At 67.4% G+C, this 19,457-nt stretch carries 14 protein-coding genes; 4 read left to right on the top strand and 10 right to left on the bottom strand.

Translation table 11 applies throughout. From position 1 onward, the window contains the following. Positions 1–112 precede the first annotated feature (112 nt). Both AB0M15_RS39420 and AB0M15_RS39415 read right to left on the bottom strand, forming a co-directional pair. The gene (locus AB0M15_RS39420) at positions 113–748 is read right to left on the bottom strand and encodes an antibiotic biosynthesis monooxygenase (RefSeq protein WP_363831485.1); all 636 of its coding nucleotides are present in this window, start codon (positions 746–748) and stop codon (positions 113–115) included. Positions 749–955: 207 nt separating this feature from the next. Beyond that, positions 956–2,146, bottom strand: coding sequence for a homogentisate 1,2-dioxygenase (locus tag AB0M15_RS39415; RefSeq protein WP_363831482.1), 1,191 nt, complete (start codon positions 2,144–2,146; stop codon positions 956–958). A 69-nt stretch (positions 2,147–2,215) separates the two neighbouring features. Here AB0M15_RS39415 and AB0M15_RS39410 point away from each other — a divergent pair, with 69 nt between their 5' ends. Both AB0M15_RS39410 and fahA read left to right on the top strand, forming a co-directional pair. Further along, complete coding sequence (locus AB0M15_RS39410; RefSeq protein ID WP_363831479.1) at positions 2,216–3,067, top strand: hypothetical protein; 852 nt, start codon at positions 2,216–2,218, stop codon at positions 3,065–3,067. Further along, positions 3,064–4,266: a fumarylacetoacetase gene (fahA, locus tag AB0M15_RS39405; RefSeq protein WP_363831476.1), complete on the top strand. Its 1,203-nt coding sequence runs from the start codon at positions 3,064–3,066 to the stop codon at positions 4,264–4,266. The genes AB0M15_RS39410 and fahA overlap by 4 nt, the downstream gene beginning before the upstream one ends. 51 nt (positions 4,267–4,317) lie before the next feature. Here the strand turns inward: fahA and AB0M15_RS39400 are convergent, their stop codons facing one another. Then, positions 4,318–7,926 carry a S8 family serine peptidase gene (locus AB0M15_RS39400; protein WP_363831474.1) on the bottom strand — a complete coding sequence of 1,203 codons (3,609 nt, stop codon included), beginning with the start codon at positions 7,924–7,926 and terminating at the stop codon, positions 4,318–4,320. 197 nt (positions 7,927–8,123) lie between these two features. Here AB0M15_RS39400 and AB0M15_RS39395 point away from each other — a divergent pair, with 197 nt between their 5' ends. Next, on the top strand, positions 8,124–11,897 hold the full coding sequence (locus tag AB0M15_RS39395) for an endo-alpha-N-acetylgalactosaminidase family protein (protein WP_363831470.1): 3,774 nt from the start codon (positions 8,124–8,126) through the stop codon (positions 11,895–11,897). A 217-nt stretch (positions 11,898–12,114) separates the two neighbouring features. On the opposite strand, the gene AB0M15_RS39390 is transcribed toward AB0M15_RS39395, so the two are convergent. The 7 genes from AB0M15_RS39390 to hppD all read right to left on the bottom strand — a co-directional run bounded on the left by AB0M15_RS39390 (position 12,115) and on the right by hppD (position 18,575). Continuing rightward, on the bottom strand, positions 12,115–12,537 hold the full coding sequence (locus AB0M15_RS39390; protein ID WP_363831466.1) for a hypothetical protein: 423 nt from the start codon (positions 12,535–12,537) through the stop codon (positions 12,115–12,117). A gap of 81 nt (positions 12,538–12,618) precedes the next feature. Then, complete coding sequence (locus tag AB0M15_RS39385) at positions 12,619–13,863, bottom strand: HAMP domain-containing sensor histidine kinase (protein WP_363831463.1); 1,245 nt, start codon at positions 13,861–13,863, stop codon at positions 12,619–12,621. After that, positions 13,863–14,528, bottom strand: coding sequence for a two-component system response regulator CseB (gene cseB / locus AB0M15_RS39380; protein WP_363831460.1), 666 nt, complete (start codon positions 14,526–14,528; stop codon positions 13,863–13,865). Before cseB ends, AB0M15_RS39385 begins: the two co-directional genes overlap by 1 nt. A gap of 39 nt (positions 14,529–14,567) precedes the next feature. Further along, positions 14,568–15,182: a hypothetical protein gene (locus AB0M15_RS39375; RefSeq protein ID WP_363831457.1), complete on the bottom strand. Its 615-nt coding sequence runs from the start codon at positions 15,180–15,182 to the stop codon at positions 14,568–14,570. 150 nt (positions 15,183–15,332) lie between these two features. Further along, positions 15,333–16,706: an FAD-linked oxidase C-terminal domain-containing protein gene (locus tag AB0M15_RS39370; RefSeq protein WP_363831454.1), complete on the bottom strand. Its 1,374-nt coding sequence runs from the start codon at positions 16,704–16,706 to the stop codon at positions 15,333–15,335. Between the two features lie 40 nt (positions 16,707–16,746). Then, complete coding sequence (locus AB0M15_RS39365) at positions 16,747–17,217, bottom strand: hypothetical protein (RefSeq protein WP_363831451.1); 471 nt, start codon at positions 17,215–17,217, stop codon at positions 16,747–16,749. A gap of 155 nt (positions 17,218–17,372) precedes the next feature. Beyond that, positions 17,373–18,575, bottom strand: coding sequence for a 4-hydroxyphenylpyruvate dioxygenase (gene hppD / locus AB0M15_RS39360; protein WP_363831448.1), 1,203 nt, complete (start codon positions 18,573–18,575; stop codon positions 17,373–17,375). A gap of 154 nt (positions 18,576–18,729) precedes the next feature. Between hppD and AB0M15_RS39355 the strand changes: the two genes are divergently transcribed. After that, the gene (locus AB0M15_RS39355; protein ID WP_328320444.1) at positions 18,730–19,203 is read left to right on the top strand and encodes an Lrp/AsnC family transcriptional regulator; all 474 of its coding nucleotides are present in this window, start codon (positions 18,730–18,732) and stop codon (positions 19,201–19,203) included. The last annotated feature ends 254 nt before the right edge of the window (positions 19,204–19,457 follow it).

The following is a 19,457-nucleotide window of genomic DNA, read 5'->3' as shown; positions in this document are numbered from 1 at the left end:
GGAGCAGAAGGAGTCGCAAAGCGCTCCAGCATCCCGACCCGCCAACACCAAGTCTACGAACCCTCCGGCAGCTTGACATCCCTTAGGAACTCAGTCCCCCCAAGCCCGCGAATCAACTGGAGCGGGGTTGGTGGTAGAGCCAGGGGTGGAGGAGCTTGGTGGTGGCGGGGAGGATCAGGTAGGTCAGGAGGAGGGCGATCAGGGCGTTCGTCAGGATGTTGGTGGCGAAGAAGGACCAGGTTTCGGGCAGTACGGCTCGCTCGATCGGGATGATGATCGCGGTCAGGGCGTAGACGATCACAAAGGTGAGAAGGGCCATCTTCCAGCGCGGGGGTACCGCGGGTGATGACGGGCCGCTGAGGGTGAACCAAGCCTCCATACCGGTCGCTACCTGGCGGTGCAGGGTTGAGAAGGCTTCGGCCTCGGTCAGGAGTGAGCGGAGGGTGTCGGAGTGCTCCCACGCCGCCAGCGATGCCTCGTCGGCGAAGCGGTGGACGAAGCTGAAGACGTTCGATGCCGACGCTTCCGGGCTCAGCACGACCACGCCGAGATTGTTCGGTGCTGCTTCGGCCGCGGTGATCATCCGGATCAGCCAGCGCCGGTAGTCGTCCTCGCGCCCAGGGGTGACGGCTCGCGAGCACGGACCGGCGGACAGGTAGTAGTTGGCGCCAACTAGTGCACTTGAGCGTGTTGCGCTTCCTCGCGTACAGCGTAAATGAGGTGCACTACCTGTCCTTCGGTACGTCACCTAGAGGCACTTGCACCGCCGGATCGGGGTGACCATGGCGGCTCGCGTGGGAGTCAGGGCAGAGGTCCACCGAGAGCACGGACAGTCCTCCCGCCCGCAGGTGGTCATGCCAAGCGGGCGGCGCAGCAAGCCCGCGCCCGGGGTGGACGGGAGCCTGGCGGTGAGTGAGTGACGTAGGAGCGAGCGGGGCGGCTGGCGTGGGGAGTGCTACAGGCGGCGGCCGGCCCAGGTCCAGGCGTAGACGCCGTCGTCGACCGCAGCGCCGCCCTCACCCAGTTCCAAGGGGCGGAAGGTGTCGACCATGACTGCCAGTTCCTCGAAGGATTCGGCGCCGAGGGAGGCTTCGATGGCGGACGGTTGGGGGCCGTGGGCGTAGCCGCCGGGGTGGAGGGAGATGGAGCCTAGGGCTATGCCGGAGCCCTTGCGGGCTTCGTAGTCGCCGCCGCAGTAGAACATGACCTCGTCGGAGTCGACGTTCGAGTGGTAGTACGGCACCGGCACCGACAGCGGGTGGTAGTCGACCTTGCGCGGCACGAAGTTGCAGATGACGAAGTTGTTGGCTTCGAAGACCTGGTGCACGGGTGGCGGCTGGTGGATGCGGCCGGTGATCGGCTCGAAGTCGCTCACGTTGAAGGTGTACGGGTAGAGGCAACCGTCCCAGCCGACGACATCGAAGGGATGCGTCGCGTACGTCATCCGGCTGCCGACGATGCCGCCGGCCCCGTTGCCGCGATGCTTCACCAGCACCTCGACATCGTTGTCCTCGACAACAAACACCGACGCGGGCGCATGCAGATCGCGCTCGCAGTACGGTGCGTGCTCGAGGAACTGCCCGAATCGGCTCAGATACCGTTTAGGCGGCGCGATGTGGCTGTTCGCTTCGATGCAATAGGCCTGTACGCCGTCCGCCCCCGGCAGCCACCGATGCGTGGTGGCCCGCGGGATGATCACGTAATCGCCCTCGACCGCCGACAGCACCCCGAAGACGGTCTCGACCGTAGCCGACCCCCGCTCGATGTACACACACTCGTCACCGATCGCATTGCGATAGTACGGCGAGACCTCAGAAGCGATGACGTACGAGATCCGGACATCCCCATTGCCCAGCACCAGCCGGCGATGCTCGACGACGTTGTTGCCCTCGCCGCTCAGGAAGAGGTCGTGCAGCTTGAGATGCCGCGGCGTGAGCGGATGGTTCGCGACAGTCGCCAGGTCCGGCAACTCCCAAACGACAGAGTCGACGATCGCCGACGGCACCCCCGCGTGGTACAGCAGCGACGAGTCCGACGAGAACCCCTCCTCGCCCATCAGCTCCTCGTAGTACAGCCCGCCGTCCGGGTTGCGGAACTGCGTGTGCCGCTTCGGCGGAATCTGACCTGCCTGCCGGTAGTACGCCATAACACCCAACCTATCCGATATCCGAACACAAGTGTCCGCTTACCGAAAGCATCCGTTAGGCTCGGAGCCATGTCAACCATCCCTGCCCTGTTCCGGCACCTGGTCGACGACGCGGCGATGTTCCCGCCCGGCGACCTTCCCCTGGTCGAGGCCGTGAGCGCGCACCGGGCCCACCGCCAGGCGCCGTACGCCGAACTCGTCGGCCCACTGATCTGTACCGACGACAACCTGATGAAGGTCGCCGCCGAAGCCGCGAAGGCCGGCGATCCGCTCGAAGTCTCGGTCGTGATCACCGGCGGCGCGGGCGGGATCGAACCGGCCATCCGGTACGGCGACCGCTCGCCCGACCTCGTCGTGGAGTCGATCGAGGTGCGGCTGCGCGACGAGGACGACCTGTCCCGCAACGCACTGCGCGTGGTCCGCGCCTGCGATGATTGCGTGGACGAGGAGAGCGCCTTCGTCGAGATCGGCCTGGACGGCGCCTGGGAGCGCGCGCTCGACGTCGTCGCCGACGCCGGGTACTACGCCAAGCTGCGTACCGGCGGCCTCGACGCCTCCCTCTTCCCGACGGCCGACCAGGTCGCCGCCTTCATCACCGCCTGCCTTGACCGCGAGGTCGCCTTCAAGTGCACGGCCGGACTGCACAATGCCGTCCGCCACACCGCCGAGGACACCGGCTTCGAGCATCACGGCTTCCTCAACGTCCTGCTCGCCACCCGCGCCTCACTCGACGGCGCCGGCCAGGACGAGGTCGCCGCGATCCTCGAGAACCGCAACGGCGAAGACCTGGCAACCACGGCAGCCCAACTGTCCGAGGAGCAGGCCAACGGGACCAGGCGCTGGTTCACGAGCTTCGGCTCCTGCAGCATCGACGAACCCCGCCACGACTTGACCGCACTGAAGCTTCTGGAGACCTCGTGACCTGGATCGACATCCCCGCGAACGCAGCGTTCGGACCGGAGACCCTGCCGCTCGGCATCTTCCGGACCGGCGACGAGGAGCCGAGGGTCGGCGCGGCGATCGGCGACCACGTGATCGACCTCGCCCCGGTCGCGTCCGCGCAGATGCTCGACGGTGCCCAGATCTTCACCGAGCCGACGCTGAACGCGTTCCTCAAGCAAGGGCGGCCGGCCTGGCACGCGACCCGGGAGTGGCTGCTCGATCTGGTCCGCAACGAGAACAACCGCGACGCCGTCGAACCACATCTGATCCCGCTGGATCAGGTGACGATGCAGTTGCCGTTCGAGGTCGCCGACTACGTCGACTTCTACGCCTCGGAGCACCACGCGAGCAACGTCGGCAAGCTGTTCCGCCCGGATGCCGAACCGCTGCTGCCGAACTGGAAACACCTCCCGGTCGGGTACCACGGCCGCGCCGGTACGATCGTTGCCAGCGGCACCGACATCATCCGCCCGAGCGGTCAGCGCAAGGCGCCGGGCGACGACAATCCGACGTACGGACCGTCCCAGCGGCTCGACATCGAGGTCGAGCTCGGGTACGTCGTCGGCAAGCCGTCCCAGCTCGGCAGCCGCGTCGGCGTCGAGGACTTCAAGGATCATGTGTACGGCGTGGTGCTGCTCAACGACTGGTCGGCGCGCGACATCCAGGCCTGGGAGTACGTCCCGCTCGGCCCGTTCCTGGGCAAGTCGTTCGCCACCTCGATCTCCCCGTGGGTCATCCCGCTGGAGGCGCTCGAGTCGGCCGAGGTCGCTCTCAGCAAGCAAGACCCCCAGGTGCTGGACTACCTGGCCAGCGAGAACCTGACCAACCTCGACATCACCTTCGAGGTCTACTGGAACGGCGAGCTGGTGAGCAGCCCGCCGTACCGCGAGATGTACTGGTCACCCGCCCAGATGCTGGCCCACTTGTCGGTCAACGGCGCCTCCGTCCGCACCGGCGACCTGTACGCCTCCGGCACCGTCTGCGGCGCCGACAAGAACCAGCGCGGCTCCTTCCTCGAGCTCAGCTGGGGCGGCCGCGAGCCCGTCACTGTCAAGGGCGAGGACCGCACCTTCCTCCAGGACGGCGACGAGGTCACCATCACCGCCTCCGCCGCCACCTCGGCCGGCGCGACCATCACCCTCGGCTCGGTAACCGGCCGCATCCTCCCCGCCAGCTGACTCCGCCGACTGACTGGCTGCGGGCGGCCGAAAGACCGCCCGCAGACCAGCTCACTTCAGTCGGTATGCGCGGATGGTGGTCTGAACCACGCTGTTGCCCTTGGCATCCATCGCGCTGGAACGCAGCGACACGAACCCGCTAGCCGGGTGCTTGATCGTCGCCGTCCACCCCGATCCCGCCTTGCGCAGGACAGCAGCCTGCCAGGTCGCGCCATCGTCGTACGACGCCTCGACACTCTTCAACCGACCACCAGGAACGCCGACCGGGATCGCAAACCGGCGACCGCCCGGCGCATAGTCCAGCAGGTCAAGCCGAGGATCAAGCCGCACAGCAAGCAACGGCAGCGCCTCCGGCCCACCAGTCGTCGACGACCGGAACGCCCACTCCGCCGACACCTGAGTAGCCAACGGCCACCCCGGATTGTCCCGCCGCACAGACGTCACCAGCTTGTACGCCGCATCCCCGGTCGGCACCTTGAACACGCCATCCCCCGGTACGTCGCTCTGCCCGACCACCTTGCCATCGGCGGACAGCGTGGTCGTCCCCTTGTCAGCAAAGCTGTACGACTCCGGCCGGGTAATCCCCGTGTGGTTGGCCGAATCGCTGAACAACGGCAGCAGAACGTCGATCGCATCGCCGTCCCGGTACGCCTGCAACGGCCGGTCCCGATCGCTCGCTGCCAACGCCCCGAAGCCAGGCCCGAAGACCGGTTTGGCCCAGTCGACCGAGATCTTCTCGCCCGGCTTGTAGACGTGCGGTAACCCGAGATAGCCCTGCTCGCTCTGCTCGGACCCCGCCGCCGCACGAAGCGAGGTCCCCCACCGAACGCCGGGTGAGTAGTACTCGGTCCGTGCCGTCGGCAACTTCACCACCCCCGACCACAGGGAGCCGCCCATGTCGAGATTGCCCGCGACGGTGTCGTAGTCGAGGTACCCGACACCACCAGGACCGAACGCGTGGTACTTCGCCTGAACAGCACCGAGGCCGCGGTTCGGCAACCGATAGGCCAGACTGCCCGGGCTCTTCCCGAACGACGGCAGCGCGATCTCGTACCGGTAAGGACTCCCCGCATTCCCGGCCAGCGTGACCCGCTGCCCCGCAAGGCGACCGGCCGACGCGTCGTCGAGAAGCAGCGTCGGGAGCTTGGTGCCATCCGTCGACACCCGCACCTCGTCCTTGAGGTAGAACAGCGCCGCAGCGGCCCCAGCCTCTCGCAGCAGTTCGACCCGCTCATCGAAGCTCGCCCCTTCTTCACCCGACAGCGTGAACAGAGCGAGCTTGCCCAACAGATCCTTGCCCGCCAGATCCTCCGGTCGCGCATGCCCGGCGTCGACCACTGTCAGCTTCTTGACCCCGACAAGCTGCGCTGTGGACGGCACCCAAGACGCTCCGACGTCCTTGCTCCCGGCCGTCAGCCGGACCAGCGGACGCTCGAACTGAGCGCGGGTGTAGTACCCGAAATGCTGCACCGATCCCTTGGTGGGGACCGCGTAGAGATCGCGCACCATCGGGTTGATGAAGAGAGAGTCGACAGTGCCGGTATGGATGTCCTGACCCGCCGTCCCGGCCACCACCTTCGCATCCTTGGCGTCGAGGGCGATGCTGGTTCGCTTGCCCCGCCGAGCGTCGAACGGTACGACGGTGTCGTGGTGCAGGTCGATCTCCGGCTCAGAGGCCGACGTGACGGAGGGCTCCAGCCGGCCGGGTACCGGAGTGTTCATCGAGCCCAGCACCGCGTACCGGCCGGCCGGCAACCGCAGCTTGTCCCCCGGCAACACCGGGAAGTACTGCAGGTCCTGGTCCTCGAGGCTGACCACGACCGCGATTCCGTTCCCGGTCGACGGATCGATCGGCGTACCCGTCCGGTCTTTCATCGTCAGGCTGAGGTCGTAGCTCTCGGGCTCGACATAGACGCCGAGCGGCGTCTGCACGACCGTCTTGCCATCGGCCGACGAAGCAACCAGCCGGCCACCGTAGGTCTCCGGCGCGACGTTGCCAGGAGCAACCGAAACATCCACCGCTGCCTGCCCGCCAGCCGGTACCACGACCTGCTCCGCAGACGCCTTGAACAGACCGGCCGGCGCCTCGGCTCCAGCCGAGTTCCGCACGTCGAGCCGCAGCGCCAACGTGACCGCCGCCTGGCCGTCGTTGCGATAGACAACCTGCTTGCTCTGATCCTGCGGCTTGTCGTGTGGCCAGGACGCGGCCGCGAAGCTCAAGCTCGCCGGCTCAGCCAGCACCTGCTGACCGATCCCCCGGGCCAGATCAAGCCGCCCCGCACCCTGCGCGTACACATCGGCCGAGATCGGATGCGCGCTGGCCATCAGCGCTGCCTTCAACTGCGGCGCCTTCCATCCCGGGTGCTCCCCAGCGAGGATCGCAGCACCACCGGCGACGTGCGGCGTCGCCATCGACGTACCGGAGATGCGGGCGTAGTACTCGTCGACCGCCTCGTCCGCAAGCGTCCCGGCGGCGCGGGCCGCGACGATGTCCGAGCCGGGAGCCGCCAGGTCGGGCTTCATCGCGTGGTCGCCGACCCGCGGGCCGATCGACGAGAAGTCGCTCAACTCGTCCAGCTTGGTGACCGATGCAACCGCCAGCGCGGCATCAGCTGTAGCCGGGCTGGAGACCCGACCGGCCGGCCCGTCGTTGCCCGCCGCGATCACGAACAGCGTGCCGGTCGCGGCGGTGAGCCGGTTCACCTCTGCCGACAACGGATCGGTACCGTCGGTAGGCCCGCCGCCGAGACTGAGATTCACCACCTTCGCACCACTGGCCGCCGCCCACTGCATGCCCGCGATGATCGCGTCGTACGGACAGCCGTCGACGCCGCAGACCTTGCCGATCAGTAGGTCGGCGCCCTTGGCGACACCGGTGTATCTGCCGCCCGACGCAGTACCGCGACCCGCCACCGTCGACGCGACATGCGTCCCGTGGCCGACCTCGTCCTTCATCCCGCTGCCGTCACCGAGGAAGTCCTTCGAACCCTTCACAACCCCCTGGAGATCGGGGTGCGCGGCGTCGTACCCGGTGTCCAGTACTGCGACCTGCACCCCTGCGCCGGTGTAGCCGGCCTGCCAGGCGGCGGGAGCGCCGACCTGCGGGACACTGACGTCGAGCGTCGGCTTCGCCCGTCCGTTCAGCCAGATCTTCGTCTTCCCGGTGAGCTTCGACAGCTCGAAAGGCTTCGAGACAGAGACGGCCGCGAGCTTGGCGGCCGGCAGCTGCCGGGTCACCTTGCCGAAGGTTGCCGCGGCTCGCGTGTTGCTGCTCTGGACCAGCAGCGGCAACTCCTTGCTGTGGGCGTCGTCCAGTTTCTGGCCGATCAGGCCGGTGACGTCGAAGAGCGCACGATCCAGTACGCCGGACCGCACGAACGGCAGCGCGCTCGCCGGGATCACGGTGACCCCGGCCGGTGTGATCTGCCGGAAGAATCCTTCCGGCCGGCCGACCCGCCGGGCCGGCTCGACGCTGACGGTCCAGGACTTGCCTTGCGGGGTGACGGTCACCTTGTCACCCGTGATCAGGGTGACCGTCGACGACGGTTTCGCCGACGGTCCACTAGTGGGCGGTGTCGCGGCCTGCGACGGAGCTGCGACCAGGCCTGCGGCCATCGTCGTGCACACGGCCGTGATCAACCAGTGCTTCCTGCGCACCATTGGTCTCCTCCGGTTGCTCGGTTACGGAAGGGACACACCTCCCACCACGGAAAAGTTGCATCGCCAAGGCAGGCAAAACGGAGCAGCGGGCTGAAACGTTCACCAATCTTGTTCATTAGTGTTCGTTTCTCTTGACTAATTAGCGGTTATGTACGCAGAATCCGTGACACAGTGACCCGCCCGTCAGGAGTCCTACCGTGTCTCGACCCGTACTTCCGTCCCTAGCGGCAGCCGCGCTGACCGCCGGTCTGCTCGTCGCCCTACCGACGTCTGCTGCCACCGCAAGCCCCGCGGCAGCCACCGACCTCACGCTCACCTCACCCGAGCTGACCGTCACCGTCGCCGCCGATTTCCCCCGCGTCATCCGGTACGCCGACAACGCCACCGGCCAGGCCCTGGGTGGCCAGCCCGACGCCATCTCGACCGTCACCGTCAACGGAGTCGCCCGCGCGGCCCACCTGACCGGACCGCCGAACGTGACCGCCGGCAAAGCGCAGTACAAGCTGGCCTTCGACGCGCTCCCCGGCGTCGAGCTGGACGCCAGCCTCGCGCTGACCGGCCGGGTGATCACCTTCAGCATCGACGCGATCCGCGACACCGCGACCAGCAAGGTGAACACGCTCGACATCCCCAACCAGGACCTGGTCTCCGTCGCCAGCACGGACCCGGGCGCGACCACCGCCTTCACCACGCTCGACCCCGACTCCACCCGGACCGCGGACAAGATCACCCCGGTGACCGCGGCGACGGCAGCGGAGCCGGCCGCCACCGGAGCGGCGTACGCGTTCGTGAACACGAACGGTCTGGCCGCCGGGATCGAGTCCAACTCGACGTACGACAAGCCGTCCGGGCAGTCCGTCGACGACGGCGCGCGCTTCTGGCACCAGGCCCGCAAGGCGGCCGACGGGACCAGCCGGGTCGGGGTGTGGAGTGGCCAGTGGACCTACCGCGCCGACACCTCGCCGTACACCGAGCCCCTGCCGTGGGCGAAGGTCGTCGTGACTCCCGACGCGAACAACGACAAGACCGTCGACTGGCAGGACGGCGCGATCGCGTTCCGCTCGATCATGGTCGAGCCGAAGGGTGGCGACCAGGTCAAGGACCGGGTGATCACCCACATCCCGTTCAACTTCGCCAGCCAGGCGACGCATCCGTTCCTGCGCACCCTGGACGACGTCAAGCGGATCTCCCTCGCGACCGACGGCCTCGGCCAGATGGCGCTGCTCAAGGGCTACGGCTCGGAAGGCCATGACTCGGCCCACCCGGACTACGGCGGCAACTACAACCTCCGGGCCGGCGGGCTCACCGACCTCAACACGCTGCTGAAGCAGGGCAAGGACTACAACGCCGCGTTCGGCGTCCACGTGAACGCGACAGAGTCCTACCCCGAGGCCAACGCGTTCAGCGAGGACCTGGTCGACAAGTCGAGCAAGGGCTGGAACTGGCTGAACCAGAGCTACTACATCAAGCAGCGCCCTGACCTTGCCTCCGGCAACATCGTCAAGCGGTTCCAGCAACTGCGCGATGAGACGGACAAGAACCTGCAGGAGCTGTACATCGACGTGTACTACCAGTCCGGCTGGCTGGCCGACGGCCTGACCCGACAGCTCGCCGACCAGGGCTGGCAGATCGCCACCGAGTGGGCCGACCGGCACGAGCGCACCTCGCTGTGGTCGCACTGGGCCAACGACCTCGACTACGGCGGCCCCACCAACAAGGGGCTGAACAGCAAGATCATCCGGTTCGTCCGCAACCACGAGAAGGACGTCTGGAACGCCGACCCGATCCTCGGCCAGTCGTCGATCGTCGAGTTCGAGGGCTGGACCGGCGAGACCGGCTGGAACAAGTTCTACGCCAACATCTGGCAGAAGAACCTGCCGGCCAAGTTCCTGCAGCAGCAGAAGATCGTCGACTGGAACCCGAACCAGATCACCTTCACCGGCAGTGTCAGCGGAGCCGTCGCCAACGGCAAGCGCAGCATCAGTGTCGGCGACGCGAAGGTCCTGGACGGCGACAAGTACCTGCTGCCCTGGGACGGCAACAAGAAGCTCTACCACTACAACCCGGCCGGCGGCACGACGACCTGGCAGGTCCCGTCGGCCTTCACCACCGACCGCTTCACCGTCTACAAGCTCACCGACACCGGCCGCGTCCGGATCGGTACCGCGCCCGTCCGCAACGGCTCCGTGACACTCACCGCCACAGCCGGACAGCCGTACGTCCTGTACCCGACCCAGGCCCCGCGGCTGGCCGACCCGCAGTGGGGTCAGGGCAGCCACCTCGAGGACCCCGGCTTCAACGCCGGTGACCTGCGAGCCTGGAAGCCGACCGGCAACGCCTCGATCGCCACCCTCGAGAACGGCCAGCACGTCGCCGAACTCGGCGCGGAGCAGACCACGCTCAACCAGCGCATCCGTGATCTCACGCCGGGCAAGACCTACAGCGCCTCCGCCTGGATCGAGGTCGAGCCGGGCGAGACCCGCCCGACCACCCTCGACGTCAACGGCACCTCGGTGGTCGTCAATCGCTCGACCGCAATGAACCGAGTCGCCTCCGACGACAAGCAGGACCTGTACTACCAACGCGCCCGCGTGGTCTTCGAGGCCAAGGGCACGACGGCCGATCTCACCGTGAGCGCGCCGGCCGGAGCAGCCCGGGTCCGGCTGGACGACGTCCGAGTCGTCGAGACGAAGCGCCCGGCGGCCGGACTCGTCGACGACTTCGAGAACGTCGACCAGGGCTGGGGTCCGTTCGTGAAGGGTGACGCGGGTGGCACGACCGACCCGCGGACCGTACTCGCGAAGAAGCACGCGCCGTACACGCAAGCCGGCTGGAACGGGAAGCTCGTCGACGACGTGCTCGACGGTGACTGGTCGCTGAAGTCCCACGAGGAGAACGAGGGGCTTGTTTACCGGACGACGCCGGCGAGCGTTCCGTTCACGCCGGGCCACAAGTACAAGGTCAGCTTCGACTACGAGAACGGCGTGGCTGGTCAGTACACGTGGGTGCAGGGCGTGGATCGCCCCGACTCCGTCGAGGTCAAGGCGACGCCGATCGGAGTGCAGCGGACGAAGGCGACGTTCAGCCAGGAGTTCGTGGCCGGTTGCGGCGGCGACTACTGGGTCGGTCTGCGCAAGCTCTCCTCCGGTGGCGACCAGGCCGACTTCGTGATCGACGACTTCGCCGTCACGGATCTCGGCGCGTCGACCGAAGCAGCGGACTGTACTTCGCTGAGCCTCAGCGGCGCCGGCCTGAACGGCATGGTCTCCGGCGAGGAGAACACCGTCGTCAGCACCTTCACCAACGACGATGTGGTTGCCGTCGACAACATCACGCTGGCGCTCACCGCTCCGGCGGGCTGGACGGTCACCGCCACCACGCCGGCGACGCACGCGACGGTGGCCGCCGGCGCAAGCGTGACCACGAATTGGTCGGTCATTCCGCCGGCCGGTACGCCGGAGGGCAAGTACGTGCTCACGGCAACCGGTGGCCAGGCGACCACTTCGGCGGAGGCGACGTTGCTGCCGCCGGGGATCGTGCCGCAGTCGCGGATCACGGTGGCCGATGTGAGCAGCGAGGACGTCGCCACGGACGGCGGCGCGACGGAGGCGCTGGACGGAAACCCTTCCACCGTTTGGCATTCGGCCTGGTCGCAGGTGTCCACGCCGGCCACTTATCCGCATCACATCACATTGGACCTCGGTACGGCGTACCAGGTGAACGGGTTCAGCTACCTGCCGCGGCAGAGTGGGACGAACGGGATGTTCAAGGGCTACGAGCTCTACGTCAGTACGGACGGGCAGAACTGGGGTACGCCGGTGAAGACCGGCCAGTTCCCCAACTCGACCGCCGTCCAGCGGCTCGACTTCACCCCGAAGGCCGGCCGCTACGTGAAGCTCGTCGGCACCAGCTCACTGAACGGCGCGGTGTTCGGCTCTGCTGCTGAACTGAACGTCTACGGCACCAAGTAAACAAGAGAAAAGCGGCGCCATCTCCCCCGAGGGTGGCGCCGCTTTTCTAGTGCCCTGCATCCTTGGTGGTTTGAGTGATTGCGGTGTTCAGGTGCGTGCATCGCGGTGCTTGAGGAGCGTCCTCGATGCGGAGCATCGTGGATGGTTCTCAAGTGCCGTGAGGTGCGTGCCTGGGCGCCGCAAGCGCCAAACCACCAAGGATGCAGGGCACTGCGTTTCACTTGGTGATGTTGACCGAGACGGCGGCGCTGGTGGCCTTGGCCGTCACGACGCGGAACTTGTTGACGCCGACGCGGCCGCTCTGCACCCAGACCGAGTAGGTCGACTTGCTGGTCACCTTGGTGGTGGCCGGGAAGTTGACCCACTTGCCGGACTGCAGACGCTGGACCTGGACGACCGAGCCCTTCGCGATCGCGGTGGTCTTGCCGGTGAAGGAGACCTTCGCCCACGCCTTCGCGGTGGCCTTGTCCGACTTGATCGTGATCGCCGGCTTGGCCGCGACGGTGGTGGAGGCGGTGGTGGTCTGGTTCGGCGCGGCGTTGGCCTGCAGGGCGCCGGCGATGCCGACCCCACCGGCGGCCAGAGCGATACCGGCGACAACGGCGGCGGAACGACGAACGACCAGAGAGCGAGTGCGCATGATTGGTGGTTTCCCCTCGTGTGTAACGGGTTCTGGTGAACCCGACACAGTGGAGACGCCCCCACCTCGCGAAAGGTTGTGTTACGACTCCGTCTCAGGACTATCGGGCAGAACCAATCGGGCACAGGCCCCACCGCCGGGTGCGATCCCGAAGGTCAGCTCGGCGCCGAGCACCTTCGCGTGACCGGCCGCGATGGTCAGTCCGAGGCCGTGCCCGACACCCCGCTCGGCCACCCCGGACCGGAATCGACGGGGGCCCTCGGCAATCAATTCCTCGGGATACCCGTTGCCGTGGTCCACCACTTCGATGGTCCGGCCCTGGACGGTCACCTCGACCGGCGGGCGGCCGTGCCGCAGTCCGTTGACGATCAGGTTCGCCAGGATCCGCTCGATCCGGCGCGAGTCGGTGGAGATCGTCTCCTCCCGGCCGAGCCGGTGCACGACGACGCTGTCCGGCGCGAGCGACTGCTGCATCCGCAGGCGGCCGACAGCTGACCCGACGAAGGCGCCGAGCCCGACGTGCTCCAGATCGGCCTGCTCGACACCCGAGTCGAACCGGGCGATCTCGAGCAGGTCCTCGACCAGTCGCCGCAGGACCTTGGCGCGGTCTCGTACGAGCTCACTGGGCCGGCCAGGTGGCAACAGCTCAGCGGCGGTCAGCAGGCCGGTGACCGGCGTACGGAGGTCGTGGGCGACGTCGGCGGTGAATCGTCGCTCGGCTTCCAGTTGGCCGCGCAGTGAGCTGGCCATCGTGTCCAGAGCTGTCGCCAGTGCCTGTACTTCATCCTTGCCCTTGCCCGCCGCGCCCGCCGCCGAGGCGTCGAGGTCCCCTGCGGCGATGCGGCGCGCAGTACCGGCTACCGCGACGATCCGGCGGGACAGGCTGCCTGCGGCGATGACGCTGCCCAGCGCGACCAGCGCGACCGTGCCGACTCCACCGATGATCAAGGCCCGGCGCAGGGCGTTCATCGACGGGTCGTTGACGTCGTAGTCCTGCACGATCGACAGGATGCGGCCGTTCTTGACGCCGACCGCCGCCCACATCTTGGCGTTCGGCGCCGCCGTCTTGAAGGTGGCGCGCTTGCCGTTCATCACCGCGTCGCGCAGCTGCGGCGGCAGATCAGGGTCGTCCAGCCGCGCCCCGAACACAGGTACTTCGCTGCGGTCGTAGCTCTCCGCGGCAGCCTGGATCCGCTCGTCGGCGAAGCTGCGGGTGCGGTCCAGCCGGGCCGACTGGGCCTGGGTGTAGACCGCCACGCACAACACCAGAATCGCCAGCGACGAAACCAGTACGAAGATCAGGCCGAGCTTGCTGCGGAGGCCCATCAGGCGCGCAGCTTGTATCCGAATCCGCGCACGGTCTCGATCCGGTCGGCGCCGATCTTGGTCCGGAGCCGTTGCAGGTGGACGTCGACCAGGCGGCCGTCGCCGCCCCACTCGTAGTCCCAGACGCGTTGCAGCAGGGTGGACCTGCTCAGCACGACGCCGGGGTTGTTGGCGAACTCGATCAGCAGCTTCAGCTCGGTCGGGGTGAGCTGGACCGTACTACCCGCCCGCCGCACCTCGAGAGCCTCACGGTCGAGCTCCAGGTCGCCGAACGACTCCACGGTCGAGCCGGTGGCCGGGGTCGGCCGCTCCGGGTCGGCGACCGCCCGCCGCATCACGGCTCGCAGCCGGGCCACCAGGACCTGGGTGTCGAACGGCTTGGTGACGTAGTCGTCCGCGCCGGCCTCCAGGCCGAGGACGACGTCCAGCGCGTCACCACGGGCGGACACCATCACGATCGGGACCGTGCTGGTCTCCCGGATCCGGCGGCACACGGAGATGCCGTCCAGGCCCGGCAGCATGATGTCCAGCATCACCGCGTCCGGATGGATCTTCTCGAAACTCTCGATCGCCTCCAGGCCGTCCTCGGCCGTCGTGACGTCGTAGCCATGGCGTTCCAGGGTCAACTGGGTCGCCTCACGGATCACCGCGTCGTCCTCGACCATGAGAATGCGCGCTGCCGGTTCTTCCGGTACCACTGAAGTTCAGTCTCCCTTTTGATCCGTCGAGCTGACCTTGGTCATCCGACCACCGGCCCAACGGTAGACCTCGACGCGACTTCCGGACGGGCAACAGGGCCTGTCGGTCAGCGCGAATATCTGTGTCTCGACCACCAGGTCGCCCTGCTGGCTGGGACTGATCTTCAACTGATCGGCCTTCAAACTCCAAACCCGGCGCGGCCCCTTCGGCGAGTCGGCCATCAGAACGGCCCCGAAGACGAAGTTGTCGACCGTGTGCACCAGCACCACCAACTGCGGCGTACCGGTCTTCATCACGTCGACGGCCACGCCCCGGGTGAGGCAGCGCGTGACGATCGAACAGCTGCCGACGATCGTCTTCATGTACGGGTCGAGGCCCTTGTCGACCTGCAGGCTGTCCCGCACCTGCTCGAGCGTCATCGCCGACTGGGCGATCCGGCCCGTCTTCGGGGCCGGCGTCACGGACGGGGCGAAACCGTTGTTGGGGGTCACCGACGGCGTCGCCGACGGGGTGGCCGGATCGGCGCCCTCGACCCGCAGGCCGGAGCCGTTCGCACAGCCGGAGCCGACGACGAGAACGGCCAGCGCCAGTGCGGCGGGCAGCAGCTGCCGTGCTCGCATAGGTGACCTCCTGCCTCGCCTCACGGTGTTCCCCCCGGTTTCAGACAACTGCCTTCCATAGTGCGGCCGGCACGTCACATTCGACGGCCATGAACGTCCAATGGCCCCGGCAGTTGCGTTGCGGTTGAGTCACAGAAGATGAACAAACCCTCACGAAACCACCTTGCCCGGATTCAGCAGGTTTTTCGGGTCCAGCGCGGCCTTGATCGCGCGGTGCACCGACACCGCCACCGGGCCGATCTCCTCGACCAGCCAGTCGCGCTTCAGCATCCCGATCCCGTGCTCGCCGGTGATCGTGCCGCCGAGCTCCAGACCGACCTCCATCACCTTGTCGAACGCCGCCTGGGCCCGGGCGGCCTGGTCCGGATCCTCCGCGTCGAACACCACGGTCGGGTGCATGTTGCCGTCGCCCGCGTGGCCCAGCACGCCGATCGTGATGTCCAGGTCGAGCGAGATCTGCTCGACCGCGCCGATGAAGTCGGCCAGCCGCGAGCGCGGTACGCAGACATCGTCGATCATCGTCGTGCCGAGCTGGTCCAGCGCGACCAGAGCCGCCCGCCTGGCCTCCAGCAGCAGCTCGCCCTCGGCCGGGTCGTCCGCCTCGATGCACTCGATCGCACCGTACTGACGGCAGAGCTTCGCCACCGTCGCCACGTCGGCCGCGCCGGCCTCCCCGCCCGCGTCGGACTGGGCGATCAGCATCGCCGCGGCCTCGGTCGGCAGGTCCATCCGCTTGTAGCTGTTGACCGCCATGATCGTGGTCCGGTCCATGATCTCCAGCAGCGACAGCGAGACGCCGCTGCGGATGATCTCGACGATCGCCTCGCCGGCCGTTCGGCCCGAGTCGAACAGGGCAGCCATCGTGCGTGGCCTGGCCGCCTCCGGGCGCAGCGCGAGGGTCGCCTCGGTGATGATGCCGAGCGTGCCTTCACTGCCGACGATCAGCTTGGTCAGGTCGTAGCCCGCGACGCCCTTGACGGTGCGCCGGCCGGTGCGCAGGACCTGGCCGTCGGCCAGTACCACCTCGAGGCCGAGCACGTAGTCGGTCGTCACGCCGTACTTCACGCAGCACAGGCCGCCCGAGTTGGTCGACAGGTTGCCGCCGATCGAGCAGAACTCCCAGCTCGACGGGTCGGGCGGGTAGAACAACCCCTGCTCGGCGACCGCGCGGGACAGGACGGCGTTGAACACGCCCGGTTGCGTCACGACGTACCGGTCGACGGTCTCGATCTCGAGGATCTTGTCCATCTTCTCGAGCGAGATGACCAGGCAGCCCTCGATCGCGTTGGCCGCGCCGGACAGCCCGGACCGGGCACCTTGGGGCACGACCGGAACGCCCGCGTCGGCGGCGAGCTTCACCGCCGCCACGACGTGGGCTGTCTCCCGCGCGAGCACCACCGCGATCGGCTCACCGGCCGGGCAGAACATCGCCCGGTCGTACCGGTAGCTCTGGATCCGGTCCTGGTCGGTCACCAGCGCCTCCGGCGGCAGTACTTGCCGAAGGCGCTCGACTAGATCGTTCATAAAGGCGAGCCTAGGCGGTTTTCTGTTGTGTGGCAGGGCCTCAGCGGGTCCTGCTGGTCGCGTTCTCCGAGATCTCCTCGTAGCCGCTGCCGTAGTTGTGGAACTCGCGCGCGATCGCGATGAAGGTGACGCCACCGTCGGTGGACCTCACCTTCGGCGTCCGGCAGGTCCGTTGCCCGGCCGTCACGGCGCCGTTGCCACCACTGCTGTCACAAGACAGCGTGCGGCCGCCGTTGCTGCCGCCGTACTGCACCAGGTAGGCGTTGGCCCGCTGGTTCGCGGTCAGTCGCGGATTCATGGTGATCTCGGCCCAGTACTGCGAACAGCTGTCCCGGACGAGCCGGACAGTGCCCCAGGTGGGTGGTCGGTGGTCGCGCAAGATGCTTGCGGACGAGATGGATGTCGCACCGCTGCAGCTCGCGGCAGGCGCCGCCTGAGCTGAGGTGGCCAGGGCGAATACGCCCGCTCCGGCCAGTCCCACGGTGCTGAGCACAATGCCCAGTGTCTTCATCGGAAAACCCTTCCTGAGCGCACGCCCCGACGTGCACTCATTGGGCAGAGTAGTCCAACCTCACCTGACCTGACAGTCAATCCGATAGTCGGACACTGAGACACGCCCGCAACGGTGTGTCGCGGGCGTGTCACGGTAGGTAGATCAAACAGAGATCAAAGATTTCCGCGGCGCTCTTGTTCGCGCTCGATCGCCTCGAACAGGGCCTTGAAGTTGCCCTTGCCGAAGCCGAGGGAGCCGTGGCGCTCGATCAACTCGTAGAAGACGGTCGGGCGGTCGCCGATCGGCTTGGTGAAGATCTGCAGCAGGTAGCCGTCCTCGTCGCGGTCGACCAGGATCTTGCGCTTCTGCAGCTCCTCGATCGGCGCCCGGACGTTGCCGATCCGCTCGCGCAGCTCCGGGTCCTCGTAGTACGAGTCCGGCGTGTTCAGGAACTCGACGCCGTTGGCCCGCATGATGTCGACGGTGCGCAGGATGTCGTTGGTGGCCAGCGCGATGTGCTGGGCGCCGGCGCCGTCGTAGAACTCCAGGAACTCGTCGATCTGCGACTTCTTCTTCGCGATGGCCGGCTCGTTCAGCGGGAACTTGACCCGGTGGTTGCCGTTGGCCACCACCTTGCTCATCAGCGCGGAGTAGTCGGTGGCGATGTCGTCGCCGATGAACTCCGCCATGTTCACGAAGCCCATCACCTTGTTGTAGAAGGTGACCCACTCGTCCATCAGCCCGAGCTCGACGTTGCCGACGACGTGGTCGACCGCCTGGAACAGCCGCTTCGGGTGCCCCTCCGGCCGGGTCACCGCGGTCTTCGCCTCGACGAAGCCCGGCAGGTACGGGCCGTCGTACTTGCTCCGGTCGATCAGCGAGTGCCGCGTGTCGCCGTACGCCGCGATGGCGGCCCGGCGGACCGTACCGTGCTCGTCGGTGACGTCGTGCGGCTCCTCGAGCACGATCGCACCCTGGGCGCGGGCGTGCTTGATGCACTTGTCGACGTCCGGCACCTCGAGGGAGATGTCGGAGACGCCGTCGCCGTGCTTGCGGTGGTGCTCGTTCAGCGGGCTGGCCGGGGTGACGCCGCCGGTGATGACGAAGCGCGCCGAGCCTGCCTTGAGTACGAACGCCTTGTGGTCCTTGTTGCCGTTCTCCGGCCCGGAGTACGCGACCAGGTCCATCCCGAAGGCGAGCTGATAGTACTTCGCGGTCTGGGTGGCGTTGCCGACCACGAACACGACGGCGTCCATCGCCGTGACGGGGAACGGGTCGGTGCTCTCGTCGTACGGCACCAGGCCGACGAGCTGCTTCAACTGGTCGAGGTCGAGATCGGCGTCGAGCTCTGCCGGCGTGAGGTCGGTGCTGGTCATCGGGGTCCTCCCGGTCGGTGTCGGCTTGCCCGGCCGAGCTTCGCCGCAGGAGGACAGGTTGCGCAACAGAACCGTTTTTCAATGAGCACTCTGACCAGTATTCTCAGCCTTCTATCGGACTATTTGGTCACCCTGACCACACCTGGAGGACCCCATGGCCGGAGTGGACGCGCTGGACGCCCGCATCCTCGACCTTTTCGCCGCCGAACCCCGGGTAGGCGTCCTCGAAGCCTCCCGCCGCCTAGGCGTAGCCCGCGGCACCGTCCAGGCCCGCCTGGACCGCCTCTCCCGCGACGGCGTAGTCCGAGGCTGGGGCCCCGACGTCGACACCACCGAAATCGGCTATCCCGTCACCGCCTTCGCCACCCTCCAAATAGAACAAGGCTCCGGCCACACCACGGTGGCAGCCGCTCTGGCCGCCATCCCCGAAGTCCTGGAGGTCTACACAATCACCGGGGCCGAAGACCTCTGGTGCCGAATAGTCGCCCGCTCCAACGCCGACCTCCAACGAGTAATCGACCAGGTAGTAATCGTCCGAGGCATCCAACGCGCTTCCACGGTCATAGCCCTAGCCGAACAAGTCCCCCACCGAGTCCTCCCCCTACTCCACGCAGCCACCCGCCCCTGACCACCCCCTCACCTACCAGCCGGTCGCCCTGCCGCAGATCCGCCCGCTGTGTCCCGCTCGACAGGAGGTAGTCGGCTGTATGCACCCTCCGCACGCTCAGCCAGCAGCCAACACACGCCCCGCAGCCGACTACCTCCTGTCGAGCGGGACAAATCACCCCAGCCGACGGCGACCCCTGGCTCACAGCCTCCGGTGCGCGAGGTGACGCGAAGCGTCACGAGGCTGGTTGCAGCACAACCTCGCCGGGCTGTTGG

The sequence above is a fragment of the Kribbella sp. NPDC051718 genome (genome assembly GCF_040681515.1).
Classification (GTDB): Bacteria; Actinomycetota; Actinomycetes; order Propionibacteriales; family Kribbellaceae; genus Kribbella.
Note: the sequence above shows the minus strand (reverse complement) of the source record. Positions and strands in the feature narration are given on the sequence as shown.